At 63.6% G+C, this 25,894-nt stretch carries 27 protein-coding genes; 14 read left to right on the plus strand and 13 right to left on the minus strand.

Features of this window, described 5'->3' with window-relative positions; all coding sequences use genetic code 11:
- Window positions 1-582 precede the first annotated feature (582 nt).
- On the plus strand, window positions 583-1,227 hold the full coding sequence (locus tag BAUR9175_RS04400; RefSeq protein WP_101583064.1) for a DUF6308 family protein: 645 nt from the start codon (window positions 583-585) through the stop codon (window positions 1,225-1,227).
- A 27-nt stretch (window positions 1,228-1,254) separates the two neighbouring features.
- On the opposite strand, the gene BAUR9175_RS04405 is transcribed toward BAUR9175_RS04400, so the two are convergent.
- Both BAUR9175_RS04405 and BAUR9175_RS04410 read right to left on the minus strand, forming a co-directional pair.
- Window positions 1,255-1,950 (minus strand): response regulator transcription factor, encoded by a 696-nt coding sequence (locus BAUR9175_RS04405; protein WP_096158967.1) that lies wholly within the window; start codon window positions 1,948-1,950, stop codon window positions 1,255-1,257.
- Between the two features lie 47 nt (window positions 1,951-1,997).
- Complete coding sequence (locus BAUR9175_RS04410) at window positions 1,998-3,572, minus strand: sensor histidine kinase (protein WP_240516289.1); 1,575 nt, start codon at window positions 3,570-3,572, stop codon at window positions 1,998-2,000.
- A gap of 75 nt (window positions 3,573-3,647) precedes the next feature.
- On the opposite strand from BAUR9175_RS04410, the gene BAUR9175_RS04415 reads away from it, so the two are divergent.
- A complete protein-coding gene (locus BAUR9175_RS04415; RefSeq protein WP_226829474.1) occupies window positions 3,648-4,355 on the plus strand; it encodes an Ltp family lipoprotein in 708 nt (235 codons plus the stop codon).
- Between the two features lie 51 nt (window positions 4,356-4,406).
- Here BAUR9175_RS04415 and BAUR9175_RS04420 read toward each other — a convergent pair whose 3' ends face one another.
- From BAUR9175_RS04420 to BAUR9175_RS04440, 5 genes are all read right to left on the minus strand, one after another.
- Window positions 4,407-5,195 (minus strand): fructosamine kinase family protein, encoded by a 789-nt coding sequence (locus BAUR9175_RS04420; protein WP_096158557.1) that lies wholly within the window; start codon window positions 5,193-5,195, stop codon window positions 4,407-4,409.
- Window positions 5,196-5,267: 72 nt separating this feature from the next.
- On the minus strand, window positions 5,268-6,548 hold the full coding sequence (locus BAUR9175_RS04425; RefSeq protein WP_096158558.1) for an ATP-binding protein: 1,281 nt from the start codon (window positions 6,546-6,548) through the stop codon (window positions 5,268-5,270).
- 167 nt (window positions 6,549-6,715) lie between these two features.
- Complete coding sequence (locus BAUR9175_RS04430) at window positions 6,716-8,170, minus strand: dihydrolipoyl dehydrogenase family protein (RefSeq protein ID WP_096158559.1); 1,455 nt, start codon at window positions 8,168-8,170, stop codon at window positions 6,716-6,718.
- A 15-nt stretch (window positions 8,171-8,185) separates the two neighbouring features.
- Window positions 8,186-9,088: a macrolide 2'-phosphotransferase gene (locus BAUR9175_RS04435; protein ID WP_096158560.1), complete on the minus strand. Its 903-nt coding sequence runs from the start codon at window positions 9,086-9,088 to the stop codon at window positions 8,186-8,188.
- A gap of 44 nt (window positions 9,089-9,132) precedes the next feature.
- On the minus strand, window positions 9,133-9,873 hold the full coding sequence (locus tag BAUR9175_RS04440; RefSeq protein ID WP_009884922.1) for a DUF998 domain-containing protein: 741 nt from the start codon (window positions 9,871-9,873) through the stop codon (window positions 9,133-9,135).
- Window positions 9,874-10,058: 185 nt separating this feature from the next.
- On the opposite strand from BAUR9175_RS04440, the gene BAUR9175_RS19140 reads away from it, so the two are divergent.
- Together BAUR9175_RS19140 and BAUR9175_RS19330 are read left to right on the plus strand one after the other, a co-directional pair.
- Complete coding sequence (locus BAUR9175_RS19140; protein WP_125178063.1) at window positions 10,059-11,108, plus strand: hypothetical protein; 1,050 nt, start codon at window positions 10,059-10,061, stop codon at window positions 11,106-11,108.
- 94 nt (window positions 11,109-11,202) lie between these two features.
- Window positions 11,203-11,346 (plus strand): GPGG-motif small membrane protein, encoded by a 144-nt coding sequence (locus tag BAUR9175_RS19330; protein ID WP_009884920.1) that lies wholly within the window; start codon window positions 11,203-11,205, stop codon window positions 11,344-11,346.
- Between the two features lie 97 nt (window positions 11,347-11,443).
- Here the strand turns inward: BAUR9175_RS19330 and BAUR9175_RS19625 are convergent, their stop codons facing one another.
- Both BAUR9175_RS19625 and BAUR9175_RS04455 read right to left on the minus strand, forming a co-directional pair.
- Complete coding sequence (locus tag BAUR9175_RS19625) at window positions 11,444-11,551, minus strand: Ltp family lipoprotein (RefSeq protein WP_226829475.1); 108 nt, start codon at window positions 11,549-11,551, stop codon at window positions 11,444-11,446.
- Complete coding sequence (locus BAUR9175_RS04455) at window positions 11,548-11,874, minus strand: hypothetical protein (RefSeq protein ID WP_009884918.1); 327 nt, start codon at window positions 11,872-11,874, stop codon at window positions 11,548-11,550. Before BAUR9175_RS04455 ends, BAUR9175_RS19625 begins: the two co-directional genes overlap by 4 nt.
- Window positions 11,875-12,066: 192 nt before the next feature.
- Here BAUR9175_RS04455 and BAUR9175_RS04460 point away from each other — a divergent pair, with 192 nt between their 5' ends.
- Together BAUR9175_RS04460 and BAUR9175_RS04465 are read left to right on the plus strand one after the other, a co-directional pair.
- A complete protein-coding gene (locus BAUR9175_RS04460; protein WP_009884917.1) occupies window positions 12,067-12,528 on the plus strand; it encodes a nuclear transport factor 2 family protein in 462 nt (153 codons plus the stop codon).
- A 71-nt stretch (window positions 12,529-12,599) separates the two neighbouring features.
- Window positions 12,600-13,229, plus strand: coding sequence for an HD domain-containing protein (locus BAUR9175_RS04465; protein WP_009884916.1), 630 nt, complete (start codon window positions 12,600-12,602; stop codon window positions 13,227-13,229).
- Window positions 13,230-13,340: 111 nt separating this feature from the next.
- Here the strand turns inward: BAUR9175_RS04465 and BAUR9175_RS04470 are convergent, their stop codons facing one another.
- Complete coding sequence (locus tag BAUR9175_RS04470) at window positions 13,341-13,868, minus strand: Dps family protein (RefSeq protein ID WP_101583066.1); 528 nt, start codon at window positions 13,866-13,868, stop codon at window positions 13,341-13,343.
- Window positions 13,869-13,993: 125 nt separating this feature from the next.
- On the opposite strand from BAUR9175_RS04470, the gene BAUR9175_RS04475 reads away from it, so the two are divergent.
- The 6 genes from BAUR9175_RS04475 to BAUR9175_RS04505 all read left to right on the plus strand — a co-directional run bounded on the left by BAUR9175_RS04475 (window position 13,994) and on the right by BAUR9175_RS04505 (window position 19,831).
- Window positions 13,994-15,250: a phospholipase D-like domain-containing protein gene (locus BAUR9175_RS04475; RefSeq protein ID WP_101583067.1), complete on the plus strand. Its 1,257-nt coding sequence runs from the start codon at window positions 13,994-13,996 to the stop codon at window positions 15,248-15,250.
- A 336-nt stretch (window positions 15,251-15,586) separates the two neighbouring features.
- On the plus strand, window positions 15,587-16,603 hold the full coding sequence (locus BAUR9175_RS04485; protein WP_009884913.1) for a zinc-dependent alcohol dehydrogenase: 1,017 nt from the start codon (window positions 15,587-15,589) through the stop codon (window positions 16,601-16,603).
- Window positions 16,604-16,987 (plus strand): 6-pyruvoyl trahydropterin synthase family protein, encoded by a 384-nt coding sequence (locus BAUR9175_RS04490; RefSeq protein ID WP_009884912.1) that lies wholly within the window; start codon window positions 16,604-16,606, stop codon window positions 16,985-16,987.
- Complete coding sequence (locus tag BAUR9175_RS04495; protein ID WP_009884911.1) at window positions 16,984-17,970, plus strand: glycosyltransferase family 4 protein; 987 nt, start codon at window positions 16,984-16,986, stop codon at window positions 17,968-17,970. Before BAUR9175_RS04490 ends, BAUR9175_RS04495 begins: the two co-directional genes overlap by 4 nt.
- Window positions 17,967-18,962 carry a class I SAM-dependent methyltransferase gene (locus tag BAUR9175_RS04500; RefSeq protein ID WP_009884910.1) on the plus strand — a complete coding sequence of 332 codons (996 nt, stop codon included), beginning with the start codon at window positions 17,967-17,969 and terminating at the stop codon, window positions 18,960-18,962. Before BAUR9175_RS04495 ends, BAUR9175_RS04500 begins: the two co-directional genes overlap by 4 nt.
- 5 nt (window positions 18,963-18,967) lie before the next feature.
- Window positions 18,968-19,831, plus strand: a complete 864-nt coding sequence (locus BAUR9175_RS04505) for a lysylphosphatidylglycerol synthase domain-containing protein (protein ID WP_029417641.1) — start codon at window positions 18,968-18,970, stop codon at window positions 19,829-19,831.
- Here the strand turns inward: BAUR9175_RS04505 and ribA are convergent.
- The 3 genes from ribA to BAUR9175_RS04520 form a co-directional block, all read right to left on the minus strand.
- The gene (gene ribA, locus BAUR9175_RS04510; RefSeq protein WP_009884908.1) at window positions 19,761-21,182 is read right to left on the minus strand and encodes a GTP cyclohydrolase II RibA; all 1,422 of its coding nucleotides are present in this window, start codon (window positions 21,180-21,182) and stop codon (window positions 19,761-19,763) included. The genes BAUR9175_RS04505 and ribA overlap by 71 nt on opposite strands.
- Window positions 21,183-21,283: 101 nt before the next feature.
- A complete protein-coding gene (locus BAUR9175_RS04515) occupies window positions 21,284-21,994 on the minus strand; it encodes a CDP-alcohol phosphatidyltransferase family protein (protein ID WP_009884907.1) in 711 nt (236 codons plus the stop codon).
- Between the two features lie 116 nt (window positions 21,995-22,110).
- Window positions 22,111-23,046 carry a LysR family transcriptional regulator gene (locus BAUR9175_RS04520; protein WP_101583070.1) on the minus strand — a complete coding sequence of 312 codons (936 nt, stop codon included), beginning with the start codon at window positions 23,044-23,046 and terminating at the stop codon, window positions 22,111-22,113.
- A 129-nt stretch (window positions 23,047-23,175) separates the two neighbouring features.
- On the opposite strand from BAUR9175_RS04520, the gene BAUR9175_RS04525 reads away from it, so the two are divergent.
- Both BAUR9175_RS04525 and BAUR9175_RS04530 read left to right on the plus strand, forming a co-directional pair.
- A complete protein-coding gene (locus BAUR9175_RS04525; protein ID WP_101583072.1) occupies window positions 23,176-24,534 on the plus strand; it encodes an MFS transporter in 1,359 nt (452 codons plus the stop codon).
- A gap of 31 nt (window positions 24,535-24,565) precedes the next feature.
- Window positions 24,566-25,885 carry an amidohydrolase gene (locus BAUR9175_RS04530; protein ID WP_009883029.1) on the plus strand — a complete coding sequence of 440 codons (1,320 nt, stop codon included), beginning with the start codon at window positions 24,566-24,568 and terminating at the stop codon, window positions 25,883-25,885.
- The last annotated feature ends 9 nt before the right edge of the window (window positions 25,886-25,894 follow it).

The following is a 25,894-nucleotide window of genomic DNA, read 5'->3' on the forward strand; positions in this document are numbered from 1 at the left end:
AGACGCTATTTGTCGGAGATCTCGATGCGCAAACTCGTGACGGTGTTGCATGGGCAGACCGAGGTCGACCCGGTCGGGGTGGTGATGCCGCTGACCGCGTGATTCGTAGCCCGACCCCGCTGCTTAATACCAAGTTAAAGGAACTACCGAAGAACACCACGAAAAGGGACTTGACCATCAGTCATGTCCTACCACCTCAATTTTAGGGAAGTCTTTCTCCGAGTCTATGGCTGGGACTCGGCAGAAGTCGTCCTGATTGGTGAATAGATCTACTGATCTTGTCGACTGGGTCGATGCTACCTGCGAATACTCTTGGGCCTCGATCTGATCGACTCGGTTAACTCGAAACTGTGACTCCAGTTCATCAGATGTGAAGTAAGGCGAGGTCGAAGACGATATTTGTGGGCGGTGGCGCCGCCATTGGGAAGCTAAATGTGCAATCTGAGGCATTCGCGGAGCTGACCTCTTATTGGATGGCGTCTGAGCTGCTAGAAAGACTTGATTGAGGAGGCAACCGAATTGAGTGAAAATCAGTTTCCAGTCCTGCCGGAGGGGGCTCTTACTGCGGCGTAGGAGCAGACTTTGGCAGCTTTGCGGGATCCGGAGAGCCCGAAGCGAGTCCTGCAGTACTTCGACCCGCAAACAAATTGCGCGGGAGCGACGTTTGCCGGACTCGAACCACACGACCAGTCAGCGATTACAGCGACCGATCTTCTCGCAGTAACTACCTTGGCGATTGATATCCCAGTTCTTGCGATTCGCCGGTTCTTGGAAGATGACAATTTAATGTCGTCGATCGAGGCCACTTTGAAGGCGCTGCCTAAGCATGCGCTTGAAGAGACAACTGAGGCGGACTTTGCCGCCATGGCCGTGTTTTATGACCTGGTGAAAGCATCATTGGCGAGAGCTGGGTCCCGATCGTCGAATTCGTGGGTGACTTCGAGCAAAACTACTGCGAGGAAACGTCCGGACCTGTTCCCGGTCAGAGACAACGATGTGTGTAAATTCCTGCGCATAGATCGTCTTGGCGACCGGGCCAAAGATTGGGTTGTCTTCCGCGAACTAATGCGAGACGAAGCCATTCGTAGTGAGCTCGACGGAGTGATAGCGAAGGTGAACGAGCTGAACGTCGAGAGCCGATCGGTACTCGACAAAGAACCACTCCGACTCCTCGACGTTGTCCTTTGGACTGCGGCACGCCGATGCGTGCGCGGTTCCAATATTTAGGAGATCGAAGTCTGCAGCGACGCTGGCCTAGAGTCCCTGTCCCGCCACCCCAACATTCCCCATCCGAGCCCGCTCCACGGCCACCGCAATATGAACCCGATTGCTCGTGTCCAGCTTGATGTTGATGCGGTTGAGGTGGGTCTTCACAGTGGCCGGGCTCATGAATGTGGCGTCAGCGATCTCCTGGTTCGACAGGCCCTGTGCCACGAGGATCGCGATCTCGAGCTCACGTTCGGTGAGGTCGGCCAGCATCTCCTCGGCCTCATGTTGCCGACGTTGGTCCTGATCGGTCGTCACCTTCGTGATCAGCTGCCGCATCGACCGAGGCGAGAGGATCGGCTCGCCGACGTGGACCTTGCGGATCGCCTCGGCGAGGGCGACTGGAGCAATGTCCTTGAGCAGATAACCTGCGGCACCGGCCTCGAGGGCACGGAAGAGGTAATCGTCGGTGTCGAAACTCGTCAACGCAACGACCTGGGGTGGTCGGACGCTGTTGGCGAGACGCTCGATAGCTTCGATGCCGCCGATTCCGGGCATCCGAATGTCCGTGAGCACGACATCGGGAAAATGAAGTGCCGCCTTGTCGAGCGCCTCTTCGCCGCTCGAGGCAGACCCCACAACCTCGATGTCTTCGGCAGGATGGAGGATCCCTGTGATCCCGGTGACGACCATCGGGTCGTCATCGACGACGATCACCCGGACCGGGGCAGCGTTCTGGCTCATGGTCGACACACTACCCGAGGGGTATGACATCGATAGTTCGTCCGGCTTCAGCCCTGACGTTCGAACGGTGGAAGCGTCACATCGACGAGGAATGAGCCGTCACGGACACCGATGAAGACCTCTCCGCCGAGCATTGCCACTCGTTCCCGAATTCCGACGAGTCCGGCGCCGGCACCTGTCGACGACAGAGACTGCTGAGCGCCAGGGTTGGCTGGACCTACGCGGGGCGCCGAGGTGGGGTAGGGCGGAATGCCGGGACCCGCCTCGGTGGTGGTGCGGGGTGGGTGGAAGCGCTGGGCCGACGGTTCAGCGGGATTGGCGATGACGACCCGGGCGCCGAGGTCGGCCGAGATCGTGACCTCGAGGGTGACCGGGGCACCCGGCGCATGCTTCATCGCATTCGTCAGTGATTCCTGGACGATTCGATACACCGCGCGGTCGAGGACCGTGGGTGCGCTCTCGACGTCCTGGATGATGATTGATGGCCGGATGATCGTGCCGGTGGCCTGCACCGAGGCGACCAGCTGCGGGATCGAACGCATCGAGGTCAGGCTTGGGGGAGTCGACGCCTCCTTCTGCGGACCGGCATTGGCCAACGTCCCCTCACGGACTCCGCCGACAAGATGCCGCAGGTCTTCCAGGGATGCATGGGCCTCCTGACGCAGCGCCGAGGCGGTCGAGGCGATACCGGGGTCATCGTTGCCGCCGACCTCGAGAGCACCGCTGTGCAAGGAGATGACCGAGAGACGGTGGGAGAGCGTGTCGTGGAGTTCGCGGGCGAGAAGTTCGCGCTCGGAGGTGCGAGCAAGTTCGGCGGAAAGGTTCTCACTGCGCCGAGACTGCCGTTGGGCGAAGGACTCGACGGCACGCATGCGACGCGTGCGGCGCAGCAGGAACCCGAATCCGAGGCTGATCGCCAGCCCCATGAGCCCGGCGATGACCGTGAGCATGTTCATCCCGAACACGGATTCCTCTGCGGGCAGTGAGCCATCGACCCCGGGAATCTGGTTCGGGTCCGAGAGGAAGAGAATGCCGAAGGGATTGTTCGCCGGACTCTGCAGGCACAGGCGGACCACCCCGACGGTGATCAGCAACGCCCCGATGGCCGTGGCGGTCAGCGCCTGTTTGCGCGGAGAGCGGACGAGGAGATGGAACAGGCCGATGAGCATGAGGGTTCCGTCGCCCCAGGCGGTGGCGAGCACCGCGCCGATGACGAAGGGAATCCACGGCCATCGATGCCGCGCGAAGACGGAGAGCCAGAGGAAGGCTGCCAGAAGTCCGAGGAGCACGCCGAGGGTGCTGAGCATGCCGGTGTCATCGAAGGCCGGTGGGAACGCGAGCAGCGCGAAGAAGGACAGCGGAACACCGAGGATCCACGCGACGGTGCCGACGAGGATGCGCACAACGATGCGCACCGTGCGGCGTGACCGTGAATCACGCAGGCGCTGCTGGCCCTGGGGCGGAAGAGGTTGGTCTGACACGAGAGCATCGTATCCTGCGGCGCAGACATACGTAGTCAATCGTTCGGCCAGACCGGGTCCACCGATCGGCTGGCAGAGTCTGGCCGACAGGTGGATTCGCCAATTGAAGAACTTCGACAGGCTGAGAGAGTCGAAATCCACGGCTCCGCTTGGTCAGCAGCGATGCATCGACCGCAGTCCTGCCCGGTCTCGGAGCCCATCACCTCAAGGAGTGAAATGTCGAACTATCAGGATCCACAGCAGGCAGGCCCCAGCTACCGTATGCCGCAGGTTCCCACCGGAAACCAGGAGCCCAGGGCTCCCCAATACTTTCCCCAGGTGCCACAGGGACAGAAGCCGGTGAAGGTCAAGAAGCCGCTGTTCAAACGATGGTGGTTCTGGGCGCTCGTGATCGTCGCGCTCATCATCATCGTCTCCGCCATCAACGGTGGCGGAGACGACGCACCGACGACCTCGGCGTCGCAGGAGCAGTCGGACGCGGCCTCGACCAGCGACGATGGTGCCGGCGACCCAGCGGAGGAGGCTGCCCCGGTCGCGGAAGAGCCGGCGGATGACGCCCCGGCGGAGGAAGCTCCTGTCGAAGAACAGGCACCGGCGGAAGAACCGGAACCGGAGGCCCCCGCTGAACACAGCTCGGCACTCAACCAGGCCGACACCTACGCCAACACGATGCACATGAGCAAGGCAGGGGTCTTCGACCAGCTGACGAGCGAATACGGTGGCCAATTCTCTGAAGACGCGGCACAGTACGCCGTGGACAACGTCGACGCAGATTGGAACGAGAACGCTCTGGAGTCGGCCAAGACCTACCAGGACGACATGTCGATGTCGCCCGATGCCATCCACGACCAGCTGACCAGCGAATACGGTGGGCAGTTCACTCAAGAGGAGGCGGACTACGCGATCGAAAACCTGAACAGCTGAAGGGCACTCACCCGCGGGCTCGGGGCATGGCGAAAGCGCTCCGAGCCCGCATCAGACTGCCAGGGCGCGAGCTCGGTCGCTGATCGCCTGTGCCGCATCAAGCGTCTGCCCGAGGAATCCTGCCCCGAATAGCTTGACGTGTGCAAGGAGGGCGAAGAAGTTGTGCACGGGAAGGTCGTCACGCCAGCCGACGGGCATCGGATGGACCGCCTCGTAGCCGGCGAAGATGTCATCGAGGAGCGGTGTGCCGAACAGCGCCAGCATCGCGAGGTCTTCGAGGCGTTGCCCACCATGGGCGGCAGGGTCGATGAGGGTGCAGCCGTCGGGCGTCCACATGAGGTTTCCGGCCCAGAGGTCTCCGTGGACTCGGGCGGGAGTCTCTGTTCCCTTTCCTGCGATCCCGTCGAAGGTGCCGCCGGCGATGGCGTTGATCGCCGAGGTGATGGTTTGGTTCTCGTCCTTCGACAGCTGATCGTCGATGTCGTTCGCCACAGGCTCCAACCGGGTCTCCACCCAGAACTCGGTGAACGACGCACATGATGCGACCTCAACCTCGAACGGAGAGTCGAGCGGACCGAACCACGCGGGCTCTGCCGGTGACCAGCCGAATGCTGGGGCACCGGAGTCGTGGAGCAAGGCGAGCCGACGGCCGAAAGCGAAGGCCGAATGCGCATCCGGGGCGGTCTCTTCGACACGACCGAGACGCAGACTGGTCTTATCGTGATCGATAACGCTTACGACTGGCACGACATCGGGCTCGGCCAGCCATTCGAGACCGGCAGCCTCGGCGGCGAAGAATCCGCGGGGGGCACTGGTGCGCTGTTTGATGAATTCCGCCATGGCACCAGGGTAGTGGCTGGTGCGGTCGATTCACGCGCCATGCCACATCGCGTTTGGCGGTGCTGGTTCCAACTATGAGCCCAGAAGCGCGAGGGGAACCACAGCTACTCCATCCTGTCTGCGATAGGCGAACTTTCCGGATGTGACGACGATTTTGTCGATGAGCTCATCACCAATCTTCTCGTGCAGCCAATTGAGGTGACGAACGTCGGAATCATCGATTTCCGAGGCGAGCTTGATCTCTATTGCTACGACACGACCATCTGGACTCTCGACGATCAGATCTACTTCGTGATCTCCGGAGTGTGTCCTCAGATGACCTACCTGGTGACCGAACGGTGGGACATAGCAACGAACGCACAATGTGACGAGAGTCTCGAAGAGCGATCCGAGAAGGGGGCCGTTCTTCAGGCTCCGATAGTTGCGGTTAGTGTCTGCACGCGTTCGGTTTCCGAGAAGAGACTCCGGAGTCGCGCGGAGGAGCCGTGCTGCAAGAGCCGGATCTGCGAGCTGATGTTTCGGCTTGTTTCCCAGTCTATTCAGTTCTCCGCCTTCGGGTGCCCAAGCGGGAATTTCGTCCAGCAGCCACAGCTGGGCGAGGGCTTCCCTGAAATCCCCTATGGTCGCGCGACTTGGGCGACTCTCCTTTGTAACGGCCGCCGCGATAGATTCGAAACTTGCAGTCGTTGAGGCAGCTGCGGCATAAGCACGGAGCCACGCGAGCAGTGCTTGTGGTCGCCTGAACATTGAACCGAGTGCGGGGACTTCCCGCTGCAGCGCATAAGTAAGGTAGGCATCGAGTTCGTCGGCCACCGTTGCTTCGGATCCGTGTCGGAGGGCAGGAAAACCCGAAGACACAATTTCGCGCACGTACGAGTCGAGAGACACATCAGTTGTTCCTTCGATGTCGACGCTGACGTCGGCAAGGATTTGACCGAGGCTTACCGATGGTTCGTCGAGGCGGCGCTCTGCCAGGGACATTGGGTACATGCGGAGCCGAACGATACGACCCGCACCAGTGTGGATCTGTGCGTCGTTGGTGTTCGCGCTGCCTGTGAGAAGAAAGCGACCCGGAGTACGGTCATGATCAACCTCTCGGCGGACGTGGTCCCAAATCGGCGGATCGTACTGCCACTCGTCTAAAAGGACTGGACGATCGGCTGAGCTGGTTCGACCACGGTCAGCGCGAAGGATTGCCAGTTCTTCAGGGTTATCCAATGTGAAGACAGACCCCGCCAGTCTTGATGCGGTCGCCGATTTCCCCACGGCCTTTGGCCCGTCTAAGGCAATGGCGGGGAATCTCTTCAGAGCGTCTGAAATGACTCCGTCAAGGATTCGTGGTTGATACTCCATGGACCAAGATTACAGTTTCGCTGTCACTTGTTGAACAGTTTCGCAGCTTTGAATCGTACAGTTTCGCTGTCACTTATTGAACTGCTGCGCCGAACTGTCGTTTTCATCAATAGGCAGTTGATCAGATTTGTACAAAGGGAAGCAACGGACTCAGGGGATCGGCGTCGTCACTCGCTGAGGGACAGCCGCAACCGCCGAGGCAGGCCCTCCAACAACGGCAGCCACAGTTCCGAGGCTGCGGGGAAGCTCGGAACCGCGTGGCGCAGCACATGCACGGGAAGGCCCCCGACGATCGCGACCGTCGCCGGATGGATCAGTTCGGCCGCCTCGGGTCCGACGAAGGTGGCTCCGAGGAGCAGACCCGAACGAGCGTCGACCACGATCTGTGCCGTTCCCTCGGCGTCATCGCGCAGCAGCGAGGTTCCGGCGCTGCTGTTGAACGGCAACTGAGAGACCTCGACCTCGTGCCCGTCCTTGCGGGCCTCGGCCTCGGTCATGCCCACAGAGGTGACCTGCGGATCGCTGTAGACGACTTGGGGGACCGGCACGTTCGCCGGGATGGACTCGGATTCCTCGCCTGTGGCGCTGGCCCGGATCTGTGCGCCGTGCACTCGTGCCTGGTACTTGCCCCAGTGAGTCAGGGGCGCATCGCCACTGGCATCCCCGACGGCATACAGCCATTCGGGCAAACGTCCGGCGGTGATGTCCTCGTCAGTGAGTCCCACGCTTTCGAGTCCGAGGTCGTTGAGTCGCGGTTGGCGCCCCGTCGCGACCAGGATCTCATCTGCCGTGACGGTGGATTCGCCGTCGGGGCCGATTGTCTGGACTGTGACCTGTCCGCCATGGATCCGGCCCAGCCCGGTGTCTTTGGCACTTGGACGGTAGCAGGCCTCCACCTTGGTCTCCCGGTCGATGATGACTCCCGCCTTTTCGAGTGCCTGGGCGAGGTGCTGTCCTGCGAACGGTTCCTGGCCGGACAGTAGGCCGTCGCCGCGCACGAGCATCCGCACGTTCGCACCGAGTGCTGCCATCCAGGTCGCGGCCTCCACCGCAACGACGCCGCCACCGACGATGAGCAACGACTCCGGCACTTCCCGGACGCCGGTAGCGTCGCGGGACAACCACGGTGCGACATCGACAAACGTCGACGGTACGGTCGGCTGAGAACCGGTGGCAATGACAACTGCGTGCCGAGCTTCTACGATGACCGGCTGGGGTTCGTTGATCAGGACTCGTCGTTCGCCGATCAGCTGTGCCTGTCCGCGTTCGACTCGCAGACCGGCGCCTTGGGCCCAGTCGATTTGGCCCGTGTCATCGTAATGAGAGACCCACTCATCGCGCCGCTGCATCAGCGCATCGGCATCGATGCGTGCGCCGTCGAGACCGTCCAGATGCTGTGTCGCGTGGGCAAGTTCGATGGGGCGCAGCATCGTCTTCGAAGGGATGCACGCATAGTACGAGCACTCGCCGCCCAGCAGCTCCTCCTCGATGATGAGCGCCTCGAGTTCAGAGTCTTCGGTCGCGTACTGGGCTGCGTTCTCACCGACCGGGCCGCCACCGATGACGATGACATCGGTGGTCAGAGTTTCAGCGTTGTCGGTGTTGACGTCTTCGGTACTCATATCAATCCTGCGCTTTCATGATTCGGTGGGGCTCAGCTGCGCTTTCGCAGCCTCAAGGTGATCACTGTCGCCGGTCTGCAGTGCGTAGAGTCCGAGCTCCACCGGCGAGGTGGAGAACAGCTCGGCGCAGTGCTCAGCGAATTTCGGCCAGACTCTGCCACCGTTGTCCACATAGCGTTTGACTGTCGCATCGAACGCCCGTGCTGAGACGCTGGCGTGGTGGAACATGAAATCCCTGGCCGGGTCGCCGATCGCGGCCGTCGTCCAGTCGAGGATGCTGAGACTCCTCGCCCCTGCCATGAGCTGATGCGCCGGATACACCTCACCGTGCGTCACGACCGTGAGCGTGGGCCAATAGGCGTCATCGTCGAGCCACGCATTCCACCGATCACGCAGACTTCGGGCCACATCGAACTCGGCCACGACGCGATCGATGTCATCGCGCTTGCGCTGCCGCACCTCGGCGGGGGAGTGCTCGGTGATGCCCGAGGCGCGAACAACCGCGGGATCGACAGTGTGGAGCTCGGCGAGGAAATCGCCGAGGGACTGCGCATACTCGTCGGCTTCGACATCGAAGTGCCACTGCGGCTGACCCTGGTCATCGATCGTCAAACCCGGCTTACCGGGCAGGAGGGGATAGGCGATGAGCTCGGCGGTGTGGACCCGCCAATCAGGAACCGCGACGCTGAGATGGGGCGCAATCGCACTCAGGAAACGGCCCTCGACGGCGGCGCGATCGGTGACATCCGGGCGGCGGGGGATCCTCAGCACCCAGGACTGACCGTCGACCGCCTCGGCGATGGCGACCTGGAAGTCGAGGCCGATCTCATTGACTGCGATGGTCTCGGGGACGATGTCGAGGCCATGGTCCTGCGCAAGCTCGCGGATGGCTGTGGCATCAGTACTGGTGATCGGCATCGGGCTGCCTTTCCGGATCGGACTCGCTCCGTTGGGGTCTGACATCAGTTTAAGGCCGTGGCCGATCTGTCCGACAGGGGCGTGTGCGTGCGCAGTCTGCTGAGAAGGAGGGCTCCATATCCGATTTCCCACACGATGATCGCGTACATGCCGATGCGCTCCCAGACCCCATCGGGAAGGACAGTCCGCGGCACGGCTCGTACATCGACCTGGAGCATGACGATGCCGAGAATCCCGATGAGGCCGATCACGACGCTGATGACACCGATGAGGCGGCTGGGACGGCCAAAGGAGCTGCGCCGGCTCAACAGCAGGGAGATGCCGACACAGATCGCGGTCAGGTGCCCACCGAGGAAGGCGAAGAGCGCGCCTAGGAGATGGACCCAGCCGAGGCCGAGCTCGTTGTTGTGCTGACCGCCGTTGACCACGGCAATGAGCACCATTCCCAGGGCATGGAAGAGGGCAAAGACAATGATCGGCAGTCGCAGTGGCAACCGTGAGCCGCGGACCATACATATGGACGCTGCGGCGAACAGCAGACCCTGGACCACGAAGACGATGTTGATGACCATGTGCAGCGGCGAATCAATGGCTCGATCGCCCAACATCTCGACGTCGGGCACGCCGAGGTCGCTGATGTAATTCATTGCATACGAATAGTGAGGGAATGCAGAGGCAGTGATGGCCTCGGCAAGGAGATAGACGATGCCGGCGAGAATCCAGCAGATCGCTGCAATGGTGGTCGAACGCGCAACCGCGGAAGCGTCGGATTGGATCTCACGCATGACGCCAATGGTAGACGGGGAGTTGGGATGCACAAGCCGTTTTGCCAGTGTGAATCGACCGACACGCCCCAAGTCGCAATCTGAATGCCCTTGTCAGGTGGGATACGCCGTGCAACTATGAATTCATCCTGTTGATCGGATCCAAATGATCAATGAGAACCGAATAGGCAGCAAGGAGAAAGCGCATGAGTACAACTACCATCATCTGGATAGTCGTTGCGATCGTCGTAGTTCTGATTGTCGTCGGCATCATTATCGCGGTCAGTCGTAAGGCCGCAGCTAAGAAGCGCGAACACCAGCGCAAGGAAGCATCACGGATCCGCCAGGAAAACGCCGAGTCCGAGCATGAAGTTCATGCTCGGGAAGCGGATGCCGAGCGCCGCAAAGCCGAAGCGAAGAAGGCCGATGCCGACGCCGAGGTCCAGGCCGCAGAAGCCAAGCGCAAAGCCGCCGAGGCGGAGAAGCTGGATGCCGATGCCGCCAAACGCGATCGTCTCGCGCGGGAGCAGCGCCTCGAGCACGAAGATCAGCTCAAGAAGGCCGATGAACTTGATCCCGACGTGGACGCCCACGGCAACCAGAAAGCCGCACCCGGTGCGGCCGCCGGTGCTGGTGCCGGAGCCGCTGCAGGCACCGGAGCAGCAGCTGCCGGAGACGGCCTGGGCGCAGACGAACGTCATCCCGACGCTCCACACGCAGCGCACGACGGTCGGCCCGTCGCCGATGACGGTCGACCGGTACCTGACGAGTCTCAGGCCGGCCAGGATGCCCGTATCGCCGACCAGCCGCGCCCGGTCGCTGACCAGCAGCGCCCCGTGGCCGAAGGTCAGCCAGAGCGTCCCATGGCCGACCAGCGTCCGGTTGCCGATCAGCGTCCGGTAGTCGCCGACCAGCAGCGTCCCGTTGCCGATCAGCGTCCGGTCGACAACGGCCAGCCCGTTGCCGAGAGGCAACCTGTTGCTGACCAGCGTCCGGTTGCCGACCGCGATTCGCACGAGGCGGATTACGGAATGCGCTCGAGGCCGGCCGACCGCCCGGTTGTCGACGATCGTAGCGCGCCTCCTGCACCGGAAGGCGACCCGCGCTTTGTCGACGGTCAGGGACAGCGCGGAGATGTCGACGGTGTGCGAGACCCTCGTGCTCCTGAAGACGACACCCGCTTTACTGATCGCAGCTATGATCCTCGAGCCACCGAACGGAGAACCTTCGAGGATCCGGACTCACCGCGGCATTGAAGCCGCGGCACTGAAGAAGGCACCCAAGCTCCGACAGGCTCATCACCCTGTCGGTGGAACACCCACTTTGAAACAACTGAGGAAGGTCAGGGCAATGGCTATTATTCTCTGGATCATCGCAGCACTGCTCGTCATTTCGGGCATCTTCGCAATTTTCCGTAAGCAGATCGTGTGGGGCATCATCCTCATCGTCATTGGTTGCCTTGTCGGACCAGGCGGAGTGAGCATCTTCACCTGACCTGCTGAGACACCAATGCGGCGCCTCAACCCCCGGGAAGGGTTGAGGCGCCGCATTGTATTGGCGTCACGCGTAGCCGTGGTCCGGCGGCCCGTGGTCAGCCATTGAGGTGATCGATCGCGTACTGCGCTGCATCTTCTGTGAACTGACCGCCGTATTCGCTCGTCAGCTGGTCGAAGATGCCGCCCTTGCTCATGTGCATCATGTCCGAATAGGTCTCTGCGGAAGTAGCGCGGAGGTATATTCAGCGGGAACACTGGACTCAGCCTCTTCCTCAGCGACAGGAGCTTCTTCTTCGACGGGAGCCTCCTCCACGGGCTTCTCCTCCGGTGCCTCGTCTGCAACAGCATCTTCGACGGGCTCTTCGATCGCCGCAGGCTCGGCCTCGACGCTCGGGGCGGGATCCGCGATCTGTGTTGTGGCCGTCGGCTTCGTTGACAGTGCACCGATGAGGATTCCCAGGGCGATGACGGCACCGGTGACGATCCAGGCACGTTTCTTGTGCTTCTGGTAGCCGTTGAGCGGCATGCCCTGCTTGTCCCTCTGCGCACCGGACAGCGTGAGGATGAGGTCGACGAGGACCCGGATGCCGAGTCCGCCGAGGAGCCAAGCGAAAAGCCATGTTGCGATGAACGACTTCTGCCCTGCTCCACGTCCTTCTCAGGGCGGGTCTAAGGTGGCTAGTGACTCCCGTTGTCACCCGAACCGAGAGGAATCATCATGTCCCAGGCGCGCCCGCCTTTCCCGCCGTTCACTGCCGAGACCGCCGCACAGAAGGTCCAGGGTGCTGAGGATGCGTGGAACTCCCGCGATCCGCAGAAGGTCTCCCTCGCGTACACCCCGGATTCGGTGTGGCGCAATCGCGACGAGTTCCTCTCCGGTCGTGAGGAGATCATCGCATTCTTGACCAGGAAGTGGGAGCGCGAACTCGACTATGCGCTGCGCAAGACCCTGTGGTCATTCAGCGACGACCGCATCGCTGTGCGTTTCCAGTACGAATGGCACGACGCTGCGGGCCAATGGTGGCGCAGCTACGGCAACGAGCTGTGGGAATTCACCGCCGACGGTCTCATGTCACGTCGGGAGGCGAGTATCAATGACGTCACCATCACCGAGGCGCAGCGCCGCATCGTCGGTCCGCGCCCCACCGAGGAGCACGGAATGGACATCGATCTGCGGTGACGGCGGGCCACCTCGGCGGTGGTGCAGCAACGTCATGCGGTGCAACGAAAGAAGAGAGACGGACGAAACTGATGACAACGAGCTCGCACCTGCAGTTGCGCGATCTCAAAGCCCCTGACAGCCGGGCGTCAATCGCAGCATACGAACTGGCGGCTGACTATCACTCGCCTGCGTTGCTCAACCACGTGTTGCGGTCATGGCACTGGGCGCGTGGCTTTGCCGCAATGGAAAGTCGATCCACCTTCGATGACGAGCTTCTCTATGTAGCCGCACTGCTTCATGACATCGGAATCGCCGAGCCATTCGACAACCACACTTTGTCGTACGAGGAAGCCGGCGGTCACATCGCCGTTGCGCTGACGACGGGAGCCGGATGGCCCAGAGATCGGCGTGTACGCGCCAAAGATGTCATTGTCCGGCACAACTGGGCAGCCGTGGACCCGTCGACCGACCTCGAAGGGTATCTGCTCGAGGCTGGCACGGCTCTCGATATCACCGGCGCCCGATCGGGGGACCTGCCCTCGAGCTTCGTCAACGAGGTCCTCAAGAAATATCCGCGCCTGACAGTTGCCCACGAGTTCACCGCCTGCGTGAGCGCCCAGGCCGAACGCAAACCCTCGACCGCTGCTCAGCGCATTGTCGATAGCGGCCTCGAGCAGAAGATGCTCAAGCACCCGTTTGAGGCAGCACGTTCGGAGTAGTGCGGTTGCCTCAAATGGGTGCGTGACACGGAGAAGCCACCGGGGATCATGTCTGTACGACGTGGTCACCGGTGGCTTTTCAAAGGACCGTCACAGGGACGGTTCCTCAGGTCAGTTCGACGGGGTGCGGGTCTCGGCGCTGAGGAACCACGCCTGCTGCTCCAGCTGCGAGATGAACTCATGGAAGATGTCGGCCGTGGTCGGGTCGGCGGCATCGACTTCGTCATGGACCTTGCGCATGGTCGCGACCGTGGCTTCGACGGCGCGCACGCTGAGATCGATGGCGTCATGGGTCGTGATCTCGCCGGCTGGGAACTCCGGCAGGGACGACTGCTCGGCGACAACGCTGGGGCGACCGTCCGCTGTGGCGTGCAGGGCCCTCATTCGCTCGGCGATGCTGTCCGAGCCGGTGCGGGCGATGGCCACGACCTCGTCGAGGTTGAGGTGCAGATCGCGGAAGTTGGGGCCGACGACGTTCCAGTGGGCCTGCTTGCCGACCAACTGCAGAGCGATGAAATCGACGAGGACGGACTGCATATTCTTGGCCAGAGCAGGGGACGCAGTGAAGCCGTGCTCCGCGTTCTCCGCGCCCGTGGTCTTCGTTCCGGCCGGCTGGGGTACCTTGACTGATTCAGCCATGATTCGTTCCTCCTAAAGCAGTGCAACGATGTGCCGTATATGGGCACCTCCTGCCGACGATAGACCTCAATCTTGGGTATGAGGTCAACGTTGCCGCCGTCTGGGGGCCGATATACTGAACAGTTATGGGAGCCATTCCGCGCAATCTCCGTCAGGGCCTCGATCGCCTCCGCGCCATCGCACCATGGGCCGCCGCCGGGCTCGCCTGCGCGGTCCCGCTCACAGTGGGGGCTTCATTGGCGATCGACCTGGTGCAGAAACGCGGTCGCAAACATCGGACGGCGCCACGTCCTGGGACCTTCCACGCCCACGTCGAAGACTCCCAGCTGAGCATCTACACCGACGGGGCGACACTGTATGACGACATGCTCGACGAGATCGGATCCGCAAGTGAGTCGATTCAGATGGAGACCTTCATCTGGAAGAACGACGAGATGGGCCAGAAGTTCATCGACGCCTTCAACGCCGCAGCACACCGCGGTGTCGACATTCACCTGATCTACGACGGATTCGCCAACCTGAGCACACCCAGGTCCTTCTACGACCAGCTCGATGAGACCATCAAGGTCCTGCGAGTGCCGACAGTGGCCCGGAAATTCTGGAAGGGACCACTGCGCTACTCCGGGTTCAACCACTCCAAGATCCTCATCATCGACAACGACGTCGCCTTCGTCGGCGGCTTCAACATCGGCTCCCTCTACGCCCGCCACTGGAGAGACACCCATTTGAAGGCCGATGGGCCCGGCACCTGGGGGCTGCGCCAGTCCGTCGCCCAAGTGTGGAACGAACTCCACACACCCGATGAACAGATACCGTGGGTCGCGCCCCAGATCTGGGAGTCGAAGCTGCGCGTCTCGGCCAACCTGCCGATCCAGCTCGTCTATCCGATTCGCTCGATGTATATCAACGCTTTCGAACGTGCACAGAACCGCATCTGGCTGACCACCCCGTACTTCATCCCCGACCAGCAGCTCCTCAAGGCGCTCATCGACGCGGCCGCCCGCGGCGTGGACGTGCGGATCATGGTACCGCAGGAATCCAACCACATCCTCGGCGACTATCTCTCACGGGGCTACTTCGAACAGATGCTGCGCTCCGACGTCACCGTTCTGCTCTACACCGCAGCCATGATCCACTCGAAGATCGCCACGGTCGACGGCACATGGTCAACGATCGGCACCGCGAACATCGATCGGCTCTCGCTGTCATTCAACTACGAGACCAATGTCGAGATCATCGATCCTGACTTCGCGGCGGAGATGGAGAAGGCGTTCCTCAGCGACGCCGAGCACAGCCAGGAGCTCGGGCAGGATTTCCTGGACCGCCACCCGGTGGCCCAGGTCGCCGATTGGGCGCTGCGGCCCATGCGCCCTTTCCTGTGACGAACCGGTCCTGCTCTTGCGAGGACGATCGCGATTGATCACAGGCCGTAGGTGGTGTGCTTCCACAGCTTCGCCCAAGGGCGGGACGAGTCTCGACGTTGTCCAAGGTCGGTCCGTCGCCGCGACCCCACAGGTAGCGCTCCGCGGCCGTGAGGAAGAGCGAGGTGCAGTAGAGAGTGCCGCCGTCGCGCTCGATGACCCCAATGACAATGGTGAATCCGCCCGTCTGGGCTGGGGTGCCAGCTCCAGTCTCCGAAAGCCTGAGTGAATCGATGCTCTGCATTGGCGTGCAGCTCGACCCGATGATCGGCTCACCTGCACTGTTAGGATGCTCGTATGGCTTGGCAGTACTGGACCGAGGCCCACCGACAGGGACGTTGGAGGGAGGTGTCGACCCCTCACGCAGGTGCCGACCCAGGTACTGAGTCAGGTGTCGACGCGGGGCAGATGATGCGGGTACGCACGACCTCCTCGGCGGTGTCGAAGGGGACCGAAACCCTCGTCCATACCGGCCGAGTGCCACCACGAGTCGCCGATCTCATGGCCGCCCCGCACCAAATGGGCGATTTCCCCCATCCGGTCTCCTACGGATATCTCGCTGTCGGCGTCGTCGACGAAGGCCCGGCAGCATGGACCGGAACACGCGTCTTCGGACTGCTGCCCCACCACAGCCATCACCTGGTGACCCCCGACGATGTCCATCCGATCCCCGAGAGCATCTCCGACCATCGGGCGCTGCTGGCCGGAGCCGCAGAAACCGGTCTCAACATCCTCTGGCAGTCACCCCCGCACTACGGTGACCGGGTGGCGATCATCGGCGCGGGCATGATCGGAACCGCCACCGCGCTGCTGGCTTCGCATCTTCCACTCGATCGCCTCGAAATCATCGAGACCAACCCCGAACGGCGCACCCTCCTGACCAGCCTGGGCCTGACTGCCCTGACTCCCGAGGACGCCGGTGATGACTGTGACATCGCCATCCACACCTCAGGAGGCGAAGGCGGGCTGGCGCGGGCCCTCGAGATCACCGGCGATGACGGGACCGTCGTCGAAGCCTCGTGGTACGGGGACACGGAGCCCAAGGTGGCACTCGGTGCCGACTTCCACGCCAGGCGCCTTTCGATCGTCGCCAGCCAAGTGGGTCGGGTTCCGGCCGGACACCGCGCGCGCAGGACCCGCAGCGACCGACTGCGTGCGGCACTGACTGCGCTCCACGATGATCGTTTCGACGCCCTCATCACCGGGGTATCCGGGTGGCAGGACCTGCCGTGGCTGATGGACGAACTCAGCAGCGATACGGCGACCGCGGCAGCCACCCTGTGCCATGTGCTCGACTACGAAGAAGGGTCCTGAATGTTCAGCCTCAGCGTCAACGACCACGTCATGATCGCCCACAGTCTGCCGCACGAATTCTTCGGGCCCGCGCAGTCTCTCCACGGTGCCACCCTCGCCGTCGAGGTGACGTTCACCCGGGCCGAGCTCGACGAGCATGCCGTCGTCCTCGACATCGGTGAGGCTCTGGCGCTGCTCGACGACGCCCTGACACCGCTGCAGTATGCGAACCTCGATGAGCATCCCGATTTCGCGGGCCGCTTCTCGACGAGTGAGACCATCGCCGAATACATCGGCACCCGCCTCTCCGTTTCGCTCGCGGACCGTCCCGACATCGGGATCGCGGTCCACCTCCGCGAGAATCCTCGCGCCGCAGTGTCCTATACCGTTGCGAATCGGCCGTGACCTTCACCCTCATCGAACCGGACCTCGGACGCATCAGCGGGGGACTGCGCTACAACTCCGAACTCAGTGCTGCGGCCGGAGGCCGGATCGAGCGCATCACCGCACCGGGGTCCTGGCCCGAGCCGACGGAGGACGATGTGGCCAGGCTGCGCCAACTGGTTGCACAATGTCAGTCGGGTGAGTCGCAGCGCCCGGTCCTCATCGACGGACTCATCGGATGCAGCCTTCCCACACCGCTGTCTGGCCCGGTAGTGATGCTCCAACATTCGCTCGCACAGGGGCCTTCTGCTCAGCGCCGCGAGGCTGACTGTCTGCAGGCAGCATCTGCCGTGGTCACGACGAGTGCCTTCGCCGCCGCCAAGGTGGCCCGAAGATACGACATCACCGCCGAGGTTGCCCGCCCCGGAACGCATGTGCGCCCCGTGGCGCAGCCGGGTTCGCCTGCCCACCTCATCTGCCTGGGTGCGATGGAGGACAACAAGAACCAGCTGTTCCTCGCCCACGTCCTCCAGGAGCTGCGACGACGCGATGCCACCGCCTGGCGCTGCACCTTCGCCGGCCCCATCACCGACACCGTCTATGCCGAAGGCGTTCGTGAAGCACTGGAGGGCCTGACCTCGGTGGAGTGTGTGGGCGAACTCGACGAGGATGCCGTCGACGACCTCTACCGGCACGCGGACCTGCTGCTCCTGCCTTCGAAGGAAGAGACCTTCGGAATGGTCGTGCGCGAAGCCGCCGCTGCAGCCATTCCCTCTTTCGTCACCGCAGGCACCGGGGCGCAAGAGGCGCTGGGCGCTGGTCGTGCACTGGCGCTGGACGTCTCAGCCTGGGCAGACCTGCTGGAGCGGTGGTTGAGCGACGAGGCTGACCGAGCCGAACTCGCTGCAACGGCTCGTGAAATCCGTGAGTCCGCTGTGCCCGAGTGGAATGACACGGCGCGCACCGTGCTCGCCGTTCTGGAGGGCCAGGTGAGAGTCTCATGACTGCGGCAGAGCCGGGATGGTTGGACCTGAGGGTGCCCTTCGATGACGCAGCGCGAAAGCATGCGCTCCCGCTCCTCGACGAGGCGGCCAGGTCACTGGCGACTCGCGCGCTGACGGTCGACACAGAACGGCCGTTGGTCGTCATCGACGTCGGAGCGGGAACCGGTAACTCCATGCGGTGGTTCGACGCCCGCCTCACCGAACGACTGCGCGGACGTCGGGTGCAGTGGGTGCTCGTCGATGCCGATGAAGCCGCACTCGAGGTCGCCGCTGACAGGTTCGGCACCGCAGTGCACACGGTCGCAGCCCCGATCTCGTCCCTGCCGGACATCGCAGCCGAAGCACTGGCTGCGGCATCGTCGGCGGGGAACGCCGGTTCTGGGGCCGATCCGCGAACAGCATCCACCGTGTCGCCTCATCCATGCGAACTGCTCATCACCGGCAGTGCTCTGCTCGACGTGCTCACCCGCGATGACACGGCGGCAATCATCGAGACTCTGCACCGCTTCTCCGGAATCGGAATCTTCCTGCTCAGCATCGCCGGCCAGTGGCATCTCAGCCCACCGCACCCAGATGACGAAGTCATCGACGAGGCATTCGGCCGCCACCAGCGCCGTGATTCACGGCTCGGCACGCAGGCGGCGCCGGTGCTGGAGGCTGAGGCATGCGACATCGGTGCACGAGTGGAAACGTCGGCCGCCCCCTGGCATCTTGAAGCACCACGAGACTCGGAATTCCTCATCCGGTTCCTCACCGAACGCGTTGATGCCGCCATCGAGGAAGACCCCGGCCTGCGAGAGGCAGGTCGGTCGTGGCTGAAAGAGCGGTTGAACCATGTCGAATCGCGATCAGACGGTCAGTCAGGTCGCACGGAGGGTCAGGCTGCTGGGCTGCGCGTCGTCGTCGACCACACTGATGTGCTCATCGACGCCACAGACCACCGTGGTCGTGCCGATCGGCCCGCCCAGCCGAGCGGCGAGCCGAAGCGATGAGGACGATGTGGCTGCGGCGGGTGCTCATGCTGCTCATCACCGTTGCCCTGCTCGGCCTCACCGTGCGCATCGTCGGAATCCAGGCCCTGCTCGAAGGCGGGCGGGTGGTCACCCCCTTGACGATCCTCGCTTCGCTGGGCCTCGGCCTGCTCGCCACTGCCGGACAGGCCATGCGGTTCTCTCTGCTGCTGAAGCAGTCCGGAACTCATGTGACTCCGCGGCGAGCCCTTGCAGACTGCTATTCTGCCAGTCTGCTCAACATGATCCTGCCTGGCGGGTTGGGCGGAGACATGGCCCGCGTCGCGGCCTATCGCAATTCCGGCCCGCGCCGATGGCTGTCCCCGCTGACCGTCGTCGGAGCCGAACGTCTGAGTGCCACCACTCTGCTCTTCGCCACGGCCACGTTCACTCTGCTCCCGGTGGCCTCGCGCTTCGCATGGATTGCCGCGGCGGTCGCGGCAGCAACCTGCGTCCTCTCCATTCTGGGCATGCGGGGGATGGCAGCATCGACGATCGGGATCGTGTGGCTGACGGCAGCGGTGACCATCGGATCGTTCCTCGGGCTCTACCTCACCGCGATGGCCGCGCTCGGCGGCCCGGTCATTCCGGCGCTCGCAGTCGTCGGCCTCGCAGCGATGAGCATTCCCTTGGGGGTCGGCGGTTGGGGAGTGCGCGAAGTCAGTGTGAGCATTCTGGCCGGCAGCCTCGCAAGCTCCGTCGAATGGGCGGTCACCTCGTCGACCGGCTACGGTCTCCTGGCAACGATCTCAACGTTGCCTGGCGCCATCACCCTCGTTGTCAGGCTGGTGGGCCGCCGCCACTACAGCGGTGAGAGTCCTCCGCGGAGCCACCGTTCGCAAGCTCGCTGAGCAGGTACTCAGTGCACATGTCCTCACCGAACTGGTAACGCCGGAACGGCCGACGCAGCGCCTCAGCCATGACCGGAGTGCCCTCGAAGCGGATCCCCGGAACCCCATTGCCGATGAACACGGGCGCCGAGGTGAGGAACAGCCGGTCGAGTACGCCGGCTGCAAGGAACGACGACACAGTCCGTCCGCCGCCCTCAACGAGGATTGACCCGGCGACATACTCACGGATGAGCGAGACGATGCGTGCTGGAGGGATGTCGTCGCCCTCGGCCGCAGGGAGCCGCACCACACTGACGTGGTCCCCGACGTCCGAACTGGGGGCAACCTCGGCGCCGATGAGCCACAGCGTTGGTGACTCCGGTGAGGTGAGGACGGTGGCAGTGGTCGGGACTCGACCATGCGGGTCGAGGACGACGCGGACGGGGTTCTCCCCGGGCACGGCGCGCACGGTCAGCCGGGGATCGTCGGCGATGACAGTGCCGCAGCCGACGAGGACGGCACCGACCGACGCCCGGATCCGATGGAGATGGGCACGGTCGATCTGCCCGGAGACGAACTGCGCGTCTCCATCGGACGTCGCGATGAAACCGTCCTCACTCTGCGCCAGCTGTGCGACGACCTCGTCTCCGTCGGAGATCGTGTCATAGGCGGCCAGCGTGTCCCCTGCATCCTCTGTGCTGACTGTGCTCGCTGTGCCCTCGGCGTTCGTCTCCGTCTTGTCGACGTATCGGTGAACGGCAGGGGCAATATGGTCCATGAGGCGGCGTTTGGCCTCAAGGTACCCGGCACTCTCTGGTCGGTCCGGCACGTTCAGATCACGGCGTTCGGCCACCGTGATGCCCATGCCCTCAAGGGCGGTGACCTTGCTCGGGTTCGAGGACAGCAGGGTGATCTGCGGGCAGTCGAGATCGTGGAGGATCGCTGCCGCCCCTGTGTAGTCTCGTGCATCGTCGGGCAGGTCGAGGGCACGGTTCGCGGCGACGGTGTCGAGGCCGGTGTCCTGGAGGGCGTAGGCACGCAGTTTGTTCTCAAGTCCGATGCCGCGACCCTCATGCCCGCGCAGATAGATGAGAATACCGTCGCCGGCTTGAGCGATAGCCGCGAGCGAAGCTGAGAGCTGGTCACCGCAGTCGCAGCGATGCGATCCGAGGGCATCGCCGGTGAGACATTCGCTGTGGACTCGCACAAGGGGAGCGTCCACCAACGCCGGGTCACCGATCGACATCACCGCATGGGCCGTTCCATCGTGGGCGAAGGTGCGGAGCGTGAAGAGCCCGTGGACGGTGGGCAGCTTACTCGGCGGCCCGCCGACCAGGCCGGTTGAGTCCGTGCTTCCATGCAAGGCAGTCATTGTCCAAGTCTACGTTCGGGCCGGGTCTGCATTCAGGCAAGCTTTCCCGAATCTTCCGATTTCTGGGCACCGTAATGGGGCCCGATGGAGCCTGCCGCATATCAGCGCGAAGGTGTTGGTCTCCGGGCTTCGGCGTGTTGCTCGAGCCACAGGACGTCGCGGCCGAAGGAGATGACGAGTGCGGCGAGGGCGATCGCCGCACTCATGATGCCGATCCACGGGTTCTCCACCGCCAGAGGTGACCCCGCGGTGAGCAGGAGGATTCCCTGGCTTGCCGCAATCGTCTTGCGCAGGACCGACGGCGGCAGCTGCCGTCTCCAGTCGGGGCGGATGAGGGTGGCCCCGCGGAAGAGGTAGTAGAAGGTGCCCGGCAGAAGCACCCACCATCCCCAGACCGGGATGAGAGCGACGGAGAGGACGAGAACGACGAGCGCATCGACGGATTCGTCGAAGTCGGCCCCCGCCGAGGTGGTCCTGGTTCGCCGTGCCACGTACCCGTCGCAGGCGTCGAGGATGAGTGCCAGCGCACCGACGGTCACGGCCGGCCACGAGAAGCCGACATTGCCGAGGACGAGGGCGGCGAAGACCATGATGAGTCCGAGGCGAAGGGTCGTGATGTCGTCGGCCGGCTGCCACTTCTCGGCGCGGAACAGACTCCGTCCAGCGCCGAGGACTGCGAGGGCGGCCATGATGAGAATCGTCGACCACTGGGGATGGACAGCCAGGGCGAGAACTATCGCGGCGCCGAGTACGCTCAGCGGTGCGAAGAGACGGAGCCCAGGCGTCGGTGGTGGACGGCGGGAAGTGCTCATGCCTCCGTTGTATCAGACAGCGACCTGCCTGCAGGACAGTCATTGTCCGCTGTGAAATCGTCCGGGCGGGCTGCCGGGCGACATTCTGCTGCGACGGAGGTGCCTCTGCTTCGTGGTCAACGATCGCCCAGGTCCCTGCCCAGCTGCTCCATGACGTTCTGGGTCTCACGGGTCAGGAGGTCGAGAGCGAAGCGGATCGTCCGCCGGTCCTGGGCTCCCGCCCGAGTGACCGCGGCGATGTGACGGGTCGGGGCGTGTTCGCCGGTCAGCGGAATGCGCCGCACCGGGTGCAGATCTTGTGAACGCGAGAGGCGGGAGGCGACGCAGACTCCGAACCCGTCGTGGACCAGGGCGGTGCCGGTGTTCCAATCATTGGCGTAGTGGCCGATCCGAGGAGTGAAGCCGGTGCTGGCGCAGTTGGCGATGACCAGCTGGTGGTACGTGGTTCCCGGACGGCCGAGGATCCACGTCTCCTCCCTGGCGTCGGCAATGGAGACCGAGGAGCGGTCGGCCAGGTGATGGTCGAGGGGGACCATGAGGTCGAGCGGGTCGTCGATGAGGAACTGCTGGGCGAAGCGATCATCGGAGCCTGCAGGCGTATCCGTGGTCACGGCGACAATGCCCAGGTCGACGTCGCCGGCCAGCAGCAGGTCGTAGCATTCGCTGGGTTCGGCCTCTATCGTCTGCGTGGCCAGATGCGGGAACTCCTCATTGAGCGCCCGCATCGTCTGCGGCAGCAGAATGCTTGCAGCGGTGGAGAACGCACTGAGGGTGATCGAGCCGGTGACGGTCGTCGAATAGGCGTCGAGATCGGCCAGCGCCCGCTCCCACTCGGCGGACATGACGTCGACATGGCTCAGCAGCGAATGCGCGGCGGGAGTGAGTCGGATATTGCGCCCGCGCTGCTCGAGAAGGACGACACCGAGTTCTGTGGCCAGCTGTTTGACCTGATGGGAGACCGTGGACGGCGAATAGTGCAGAGCCTCAGCGGCAGCGGTGACCGTGCCGTGTCGCTCAATCATGCTCAGCATTGTGAGTCGGTTATCAATCATGCGGTTCCATCGAACGATAGCGTTTGTGATCTTACGATAGACAACAATACTTCAAGAATTGCATCATGAAGTCATCAGGCCATGGCCACCCAGCCGACAGCGCCGATCTGAACAGAAGGAGGTTTCTGCTTGCCCGAGTACGCACGCATCAGAGGATCGAGGCGCCAGCTGTGGATCGGGGCCGCCGTGCTGTTCACACTCGCGGCCGCCGCCAACCTCGCCAGCCCCTTGTACCCGCTCTTCCAGCAGTCCTACTCGATGTCGGATTCGACGATGACGGCGCTGTACGCGACCTACGTCATCAGCTGCCTGCCCTCACTGCTGCTGTTCGGATCCGCTGCGGACGTTTTCGGACGCAAGCCCGTGCTCCTGGCTTCCATCGTCTGCGTCGGTGTCGGCACCGCACTGTTCGTCGTCGGCTCAATCGGGGTCAGCGGACTCTTCGCTGGTCGCGTGTTCACCGGAATCGGACTGGGACTGGGCACCGGTGCCGGCATCGCACTCATGGTCGAAGCTTCACCGGCTTCACGCCCGTGGCTCGGTTCGACGGTGGCCACGATGTCCTTCGTCCTCGGCACCGGCGCCGGTCCGATCATCGCCGGCGCGGTGGCCGAGGCGACCTCCGGCGATGGAATCTCCGCCGGTGCGCTGACGGCTCCATTCTGGGTCATGATCGGACTCCTCATCATCACCGCCGCGCTCGTGGCGACCCTGCGCCTGCACAAGCCCATCACCCGGCAGCGCTGGCGTCCGACGTGGCCATCGGTGCCCGGTCCGATGCGCTCGAGCTTCAACATCGCCGCCGTCACCGGGTTGCTCGGGTGGGCCGCGCTCGGACTCTTCCTCGCACTGCTTCCCTCGATGACAGGATCGGTGCTGCCGGAACCGAGCACACTGACTTCGGGACTCATCGTCGGATCCGTCCTCGTCATCTCCGCTGCCAGTCAATTCGTGGCACCGAGGCTGCAGCCGCGGGCCGCACAGACCATCGGCCTGACGCTCATGGGACTCGGTGCTGCCCTGCTGCTCAGCTCCAACCTGCCCAGTTTGGGCGCCGCGACCGCACTCGTCCTCATGGCCGCTGCCGCCGTCGCCACAGGTGCCGGCCACGGCCTCAGCTATTGGGGAGCGAACCGGGAGACCGACCTGCTCACGCCGTCCCGTCAGCGAGCAGGCATCACCGCCGCCCTCTACCTCGCGTTCTACGCCGGGGCGGGGCTGCCGGCCATCGTCGTCGGTGCGATCGCCATCGGCACCTCGCTCATCGACGCGATCATGATCTTCACCCTGGTCCTCCTCCTAGCCGTCATCGTCTTCATCCCGGTGCCCAGCCTCGCGCTGACGACCATTCGCAGGTCCCGCGCCGAGGCAGCCGCGGCTCTCGACTCGCGAGCCGAGGAGAATGCGGCGCTCGACACGACCGCGACTCGGTCCGCCTGGGAAACTCCCAACCGGTTCGCAGCGAGTCAGGACTACCATTCGTACTGACGAATACTGACCCCTGACAGAGGACCCCAGCGTGACACTGACATCCGAACTGACCACGCAGCTCACCGCTTGGCGACGGGACTTCCATCGGTTCGCGGAGACGGGGTGGACGGAATTCAGGACCACCTCGGCGATCATCACCGTCCTTCGTGACCTGGGGTGGGACACGGTGTATGGCCCCGAACTCCACGACCCCGACGCCCGATTGGGTGTTCCCAGCGCCGAGGTGCTCGCAGTCGAACGCGAGCGTGCCGTTGCGCAGGGAGCCGACCCCGAGCTGGTGGCGGCGATGGGGGACGGGTTCACCGGAGTCCTGGGAGTGTTGGAGACCGGCCGTCCCGGCCCCGTCGTGTGCTTCCGTTTCGACATCGACTCGAACGACCTGATCGAACTTGCCGATGACAGCCACCGCCCGTTCGCCGAAGGCTTCGCCTCGGTCAACGACGGAGCCATGCACGGCTGCGGCCACGACGGTCACGCCGCCATCGGACTGGGCCTGGCCACCTCGCTGACGAGGGCGCAAGATGAGCTGACCGGGACCGTGAAGATCATCTTCCAACCCGCCGAGGAGGGTGTGCGCGGCGCTCATTCGATCGTGGCCGCCGGCTGGTTCGACGACGTGGACCTGTTCGTCGCGACCCACCTGAAATCCGACGATGAGAAGGGCAACGTGCTCACCGGCTCCGATGGGTACCTGGCGAGCACGAAACTCGACGCGACCTTCTCGGGTGTCGGAGCCCATGCCGGGGGAGACCCGGAGAGGGGCAAGAACGCGCTGCTTGCGGCCGCCTCGGCGACGTTGAACCTGCACGCGATACCCCGGCATTCGGCAGGGGCCAGCCGCATCAATGTCGGCACCTTCCATGCTGGTGAGGGGCGCAATGTCGTGCCCAGGGCAGCCTCGCTGCGGTTGGAGACACGTGGTGAGACGAGTTCGATCAATTCCTATGTGGAAGATCGAGCTCGGGACGTCATCGCCGGTGCCGCCCGGATGTATGACATCGATGCTTCTGTCACGGTCGTCGGCAAGGCGGACCAGGAGTCGCCGAGCCCGAAGCTCTTACCGTATATCCGTACGTGCTTCGAAGGAGTCGACGGAGTCGCCGAGATCCATGACTCCGGTGGGCTGGGCGGATCCGAGGACGCCACCGCGATGATGAAGCGGGTCAAGGAGCGCGGCGGCCTGGCCACCTACGTCCAGATCGGCATGGACACCTCCTGGGGCCATCACACCGAACGCTTCGACGTCGACGAGGACATGCTCGCCGTCGGCGTGGTGGCCGAGGCGAAGATTGCGCTGGGGGCGGGGGCGTTCCTGGCCGGGGAGGGTGACGAAAACCGTGTCCGATAAACTCATGTG

The organism is Brevibacterium aurantiacum (genome assembly GCF_900169065.1).
GTDB lineage: Bacteria > Actinomycetota > Actinomycetes > Actinomycetales > Brevibacteriaceae > Brevibacterium > Brevibacterium aurantiacum.

Bases quoted from the DNA above. Each gene is read 5' to 3' on its own strand.
- BAUR9175_RS04405 (WP_096158967.1), bottom strand. From the start codon at position 1,950: ATGAGCCAGAACGCTGCCCCGGTCCGGGTGATCGTCGTCGATGACGAC.
- BAUR9175_RS04415 (WP_226829474.1), top strand. From the start codon at position 3,648: ATGTCGAACTATCAGGATCCACAGCAGGCAGGCCCCAGCTACCGTATG.
- BAUR9175_RS04420 (WP_096158557.1), bottom strand. From the start codon at position 5,195: ATGGCGGAATTCATCAAACAGCGCACCAGTGCCCCCCGCGGATTCTTC.
- BAUR9175_RS04425 (WP_096158558.1), bottom strand. From the start codon at position 6,548: ATGGAGTATCAACCACGAATCCTTGACGGAGTCATTTCAGACGCTCTG.
- BAUR9175_RS04430 (WP_096158559.1), bottom strand. From the start codon at position 8,170: ATGAGTACCGAAGACGTCAACACCGACAACGCTGAAACTCTGACCACC.
- BAUR9175_RS04435 (WP_096158560.1), bottom strand. From the start codon at position 9,088: ATGCCGATCACCAGTACTGATGCCACAGCCATCCGCGAGCTTGCGCAG.
- BAUR9175_RS04440 (WP_009884922.1), bottom strand. From the start codon at position 9,873: ATGCGTGAGATCCAATCCGACGCTTCCGCGGTTGCGCGTTCGACCACC.
- BAUR9175_RS19140 (WP_125178063.1), top strand. From the start codon at position 10,059: ATGAGTACAACTACCATCATCTGGATAGTCGTTGCGATCGTCGTAGTT.
- BAUR9175_RS19330 (WP_009884920.1), top strand. From the start codon at position 11,203: ATGGCTATTATTCTCTGGATCATCGCAGCACTGCTCGTCATTTCGGGC.
- BAUR9175_RS19625 (WP_226829475.1), bottom strand. From the start codon at position 11,551: ATGATGCACATGAGCAAGGGCGGCATCTTCGACCAGCTGACGAGCGAA.
- BAUR9175_RS04455 (WP_009884918.1), bottom strand. From the start codon at position 11,874: ATGCCGCTCAACGGCTACCAGAAGCACAAGAAACGTGCCTGGATCGTC.
- BAUR9175_RS04460 (WP_009884917.1), top strand. From the start codon at position 12,067: ATGTCCCAGGCGCGCCCGCCTTTCCCGCCGTTCACTGCCGAGACCGCC.
- BAUR9175_RS04465 (WP_009884916.1), top strand. From the start codon at position 12,600: ATGACAACGAGCTCGCACCTGCAGTTGCGCGATCTCAAAGCCCCTGAC.
- BAUR9175_RS04470 (WP_101583066.1), bottom strand. From the start codon at position 13,868: ATGGCTGAATCAGTCAAGGTACCCCAGCCGGCCGGAACGAAGACCACG.
- BAUR9175_RS04475 (WP_101583067.1), top strand. From the start codon at position 13,994: ATGGGAGCCATTCCGCGCAATCTCCGTCAGGGCCTCGATCGCCTCCGC.
- BAUR9175_RS04485 (WP_009884913.1), top strand. From the start codon at position 15,587: ATGGCTTGGCAGTACTGGACCGAGGCCCACCGACAGGGACGTTGGAGG.
- BAUR9175_RS04490 (WP_009884912.1), top strand. From the start codon at position 16,604: ATGTTCAGCCTCAGCGTCAACGACCACGTCATGATCGCCCACAGTCTG.
- BAUR9175_RS04500 (WP_009884910.1), top strand. From the start codon at position 17,967: ATGACTGCGGCAGAGCCGGGATGGTTGGACCTGAGGGTGCCCTTCGAT.
- BAUR9175_RS04505 (WP_029417641.1), top strand. From the start codon at position 18,968: ATGTGGCTGCGGCGGGTGCTCATGCTGCTCATCACCGTTGCCCTGCTC.
- ribA (WP_009884908.1), bottom strand. From the start codon at position 21,182: ATGACTGCCTTGCATGGAAGCACGGACTCAACCGGCCTGGTCGGCGGG.
- BAUR9175_RS04515 (WP_009884907.1), bottom strand. From the start codon at position 21,994: ATGAGCACTTCCCGCCGTCCACCACCGACGCCTGGGCTCCGTCTCTTC.
- BAUR9175_RS04520 (WP_101583070.1), bottom strand. From the start codon at position 23,046: ATGATTGATAACCGACTCACAATGCTGAGCATGATTGAGCGACACGGC.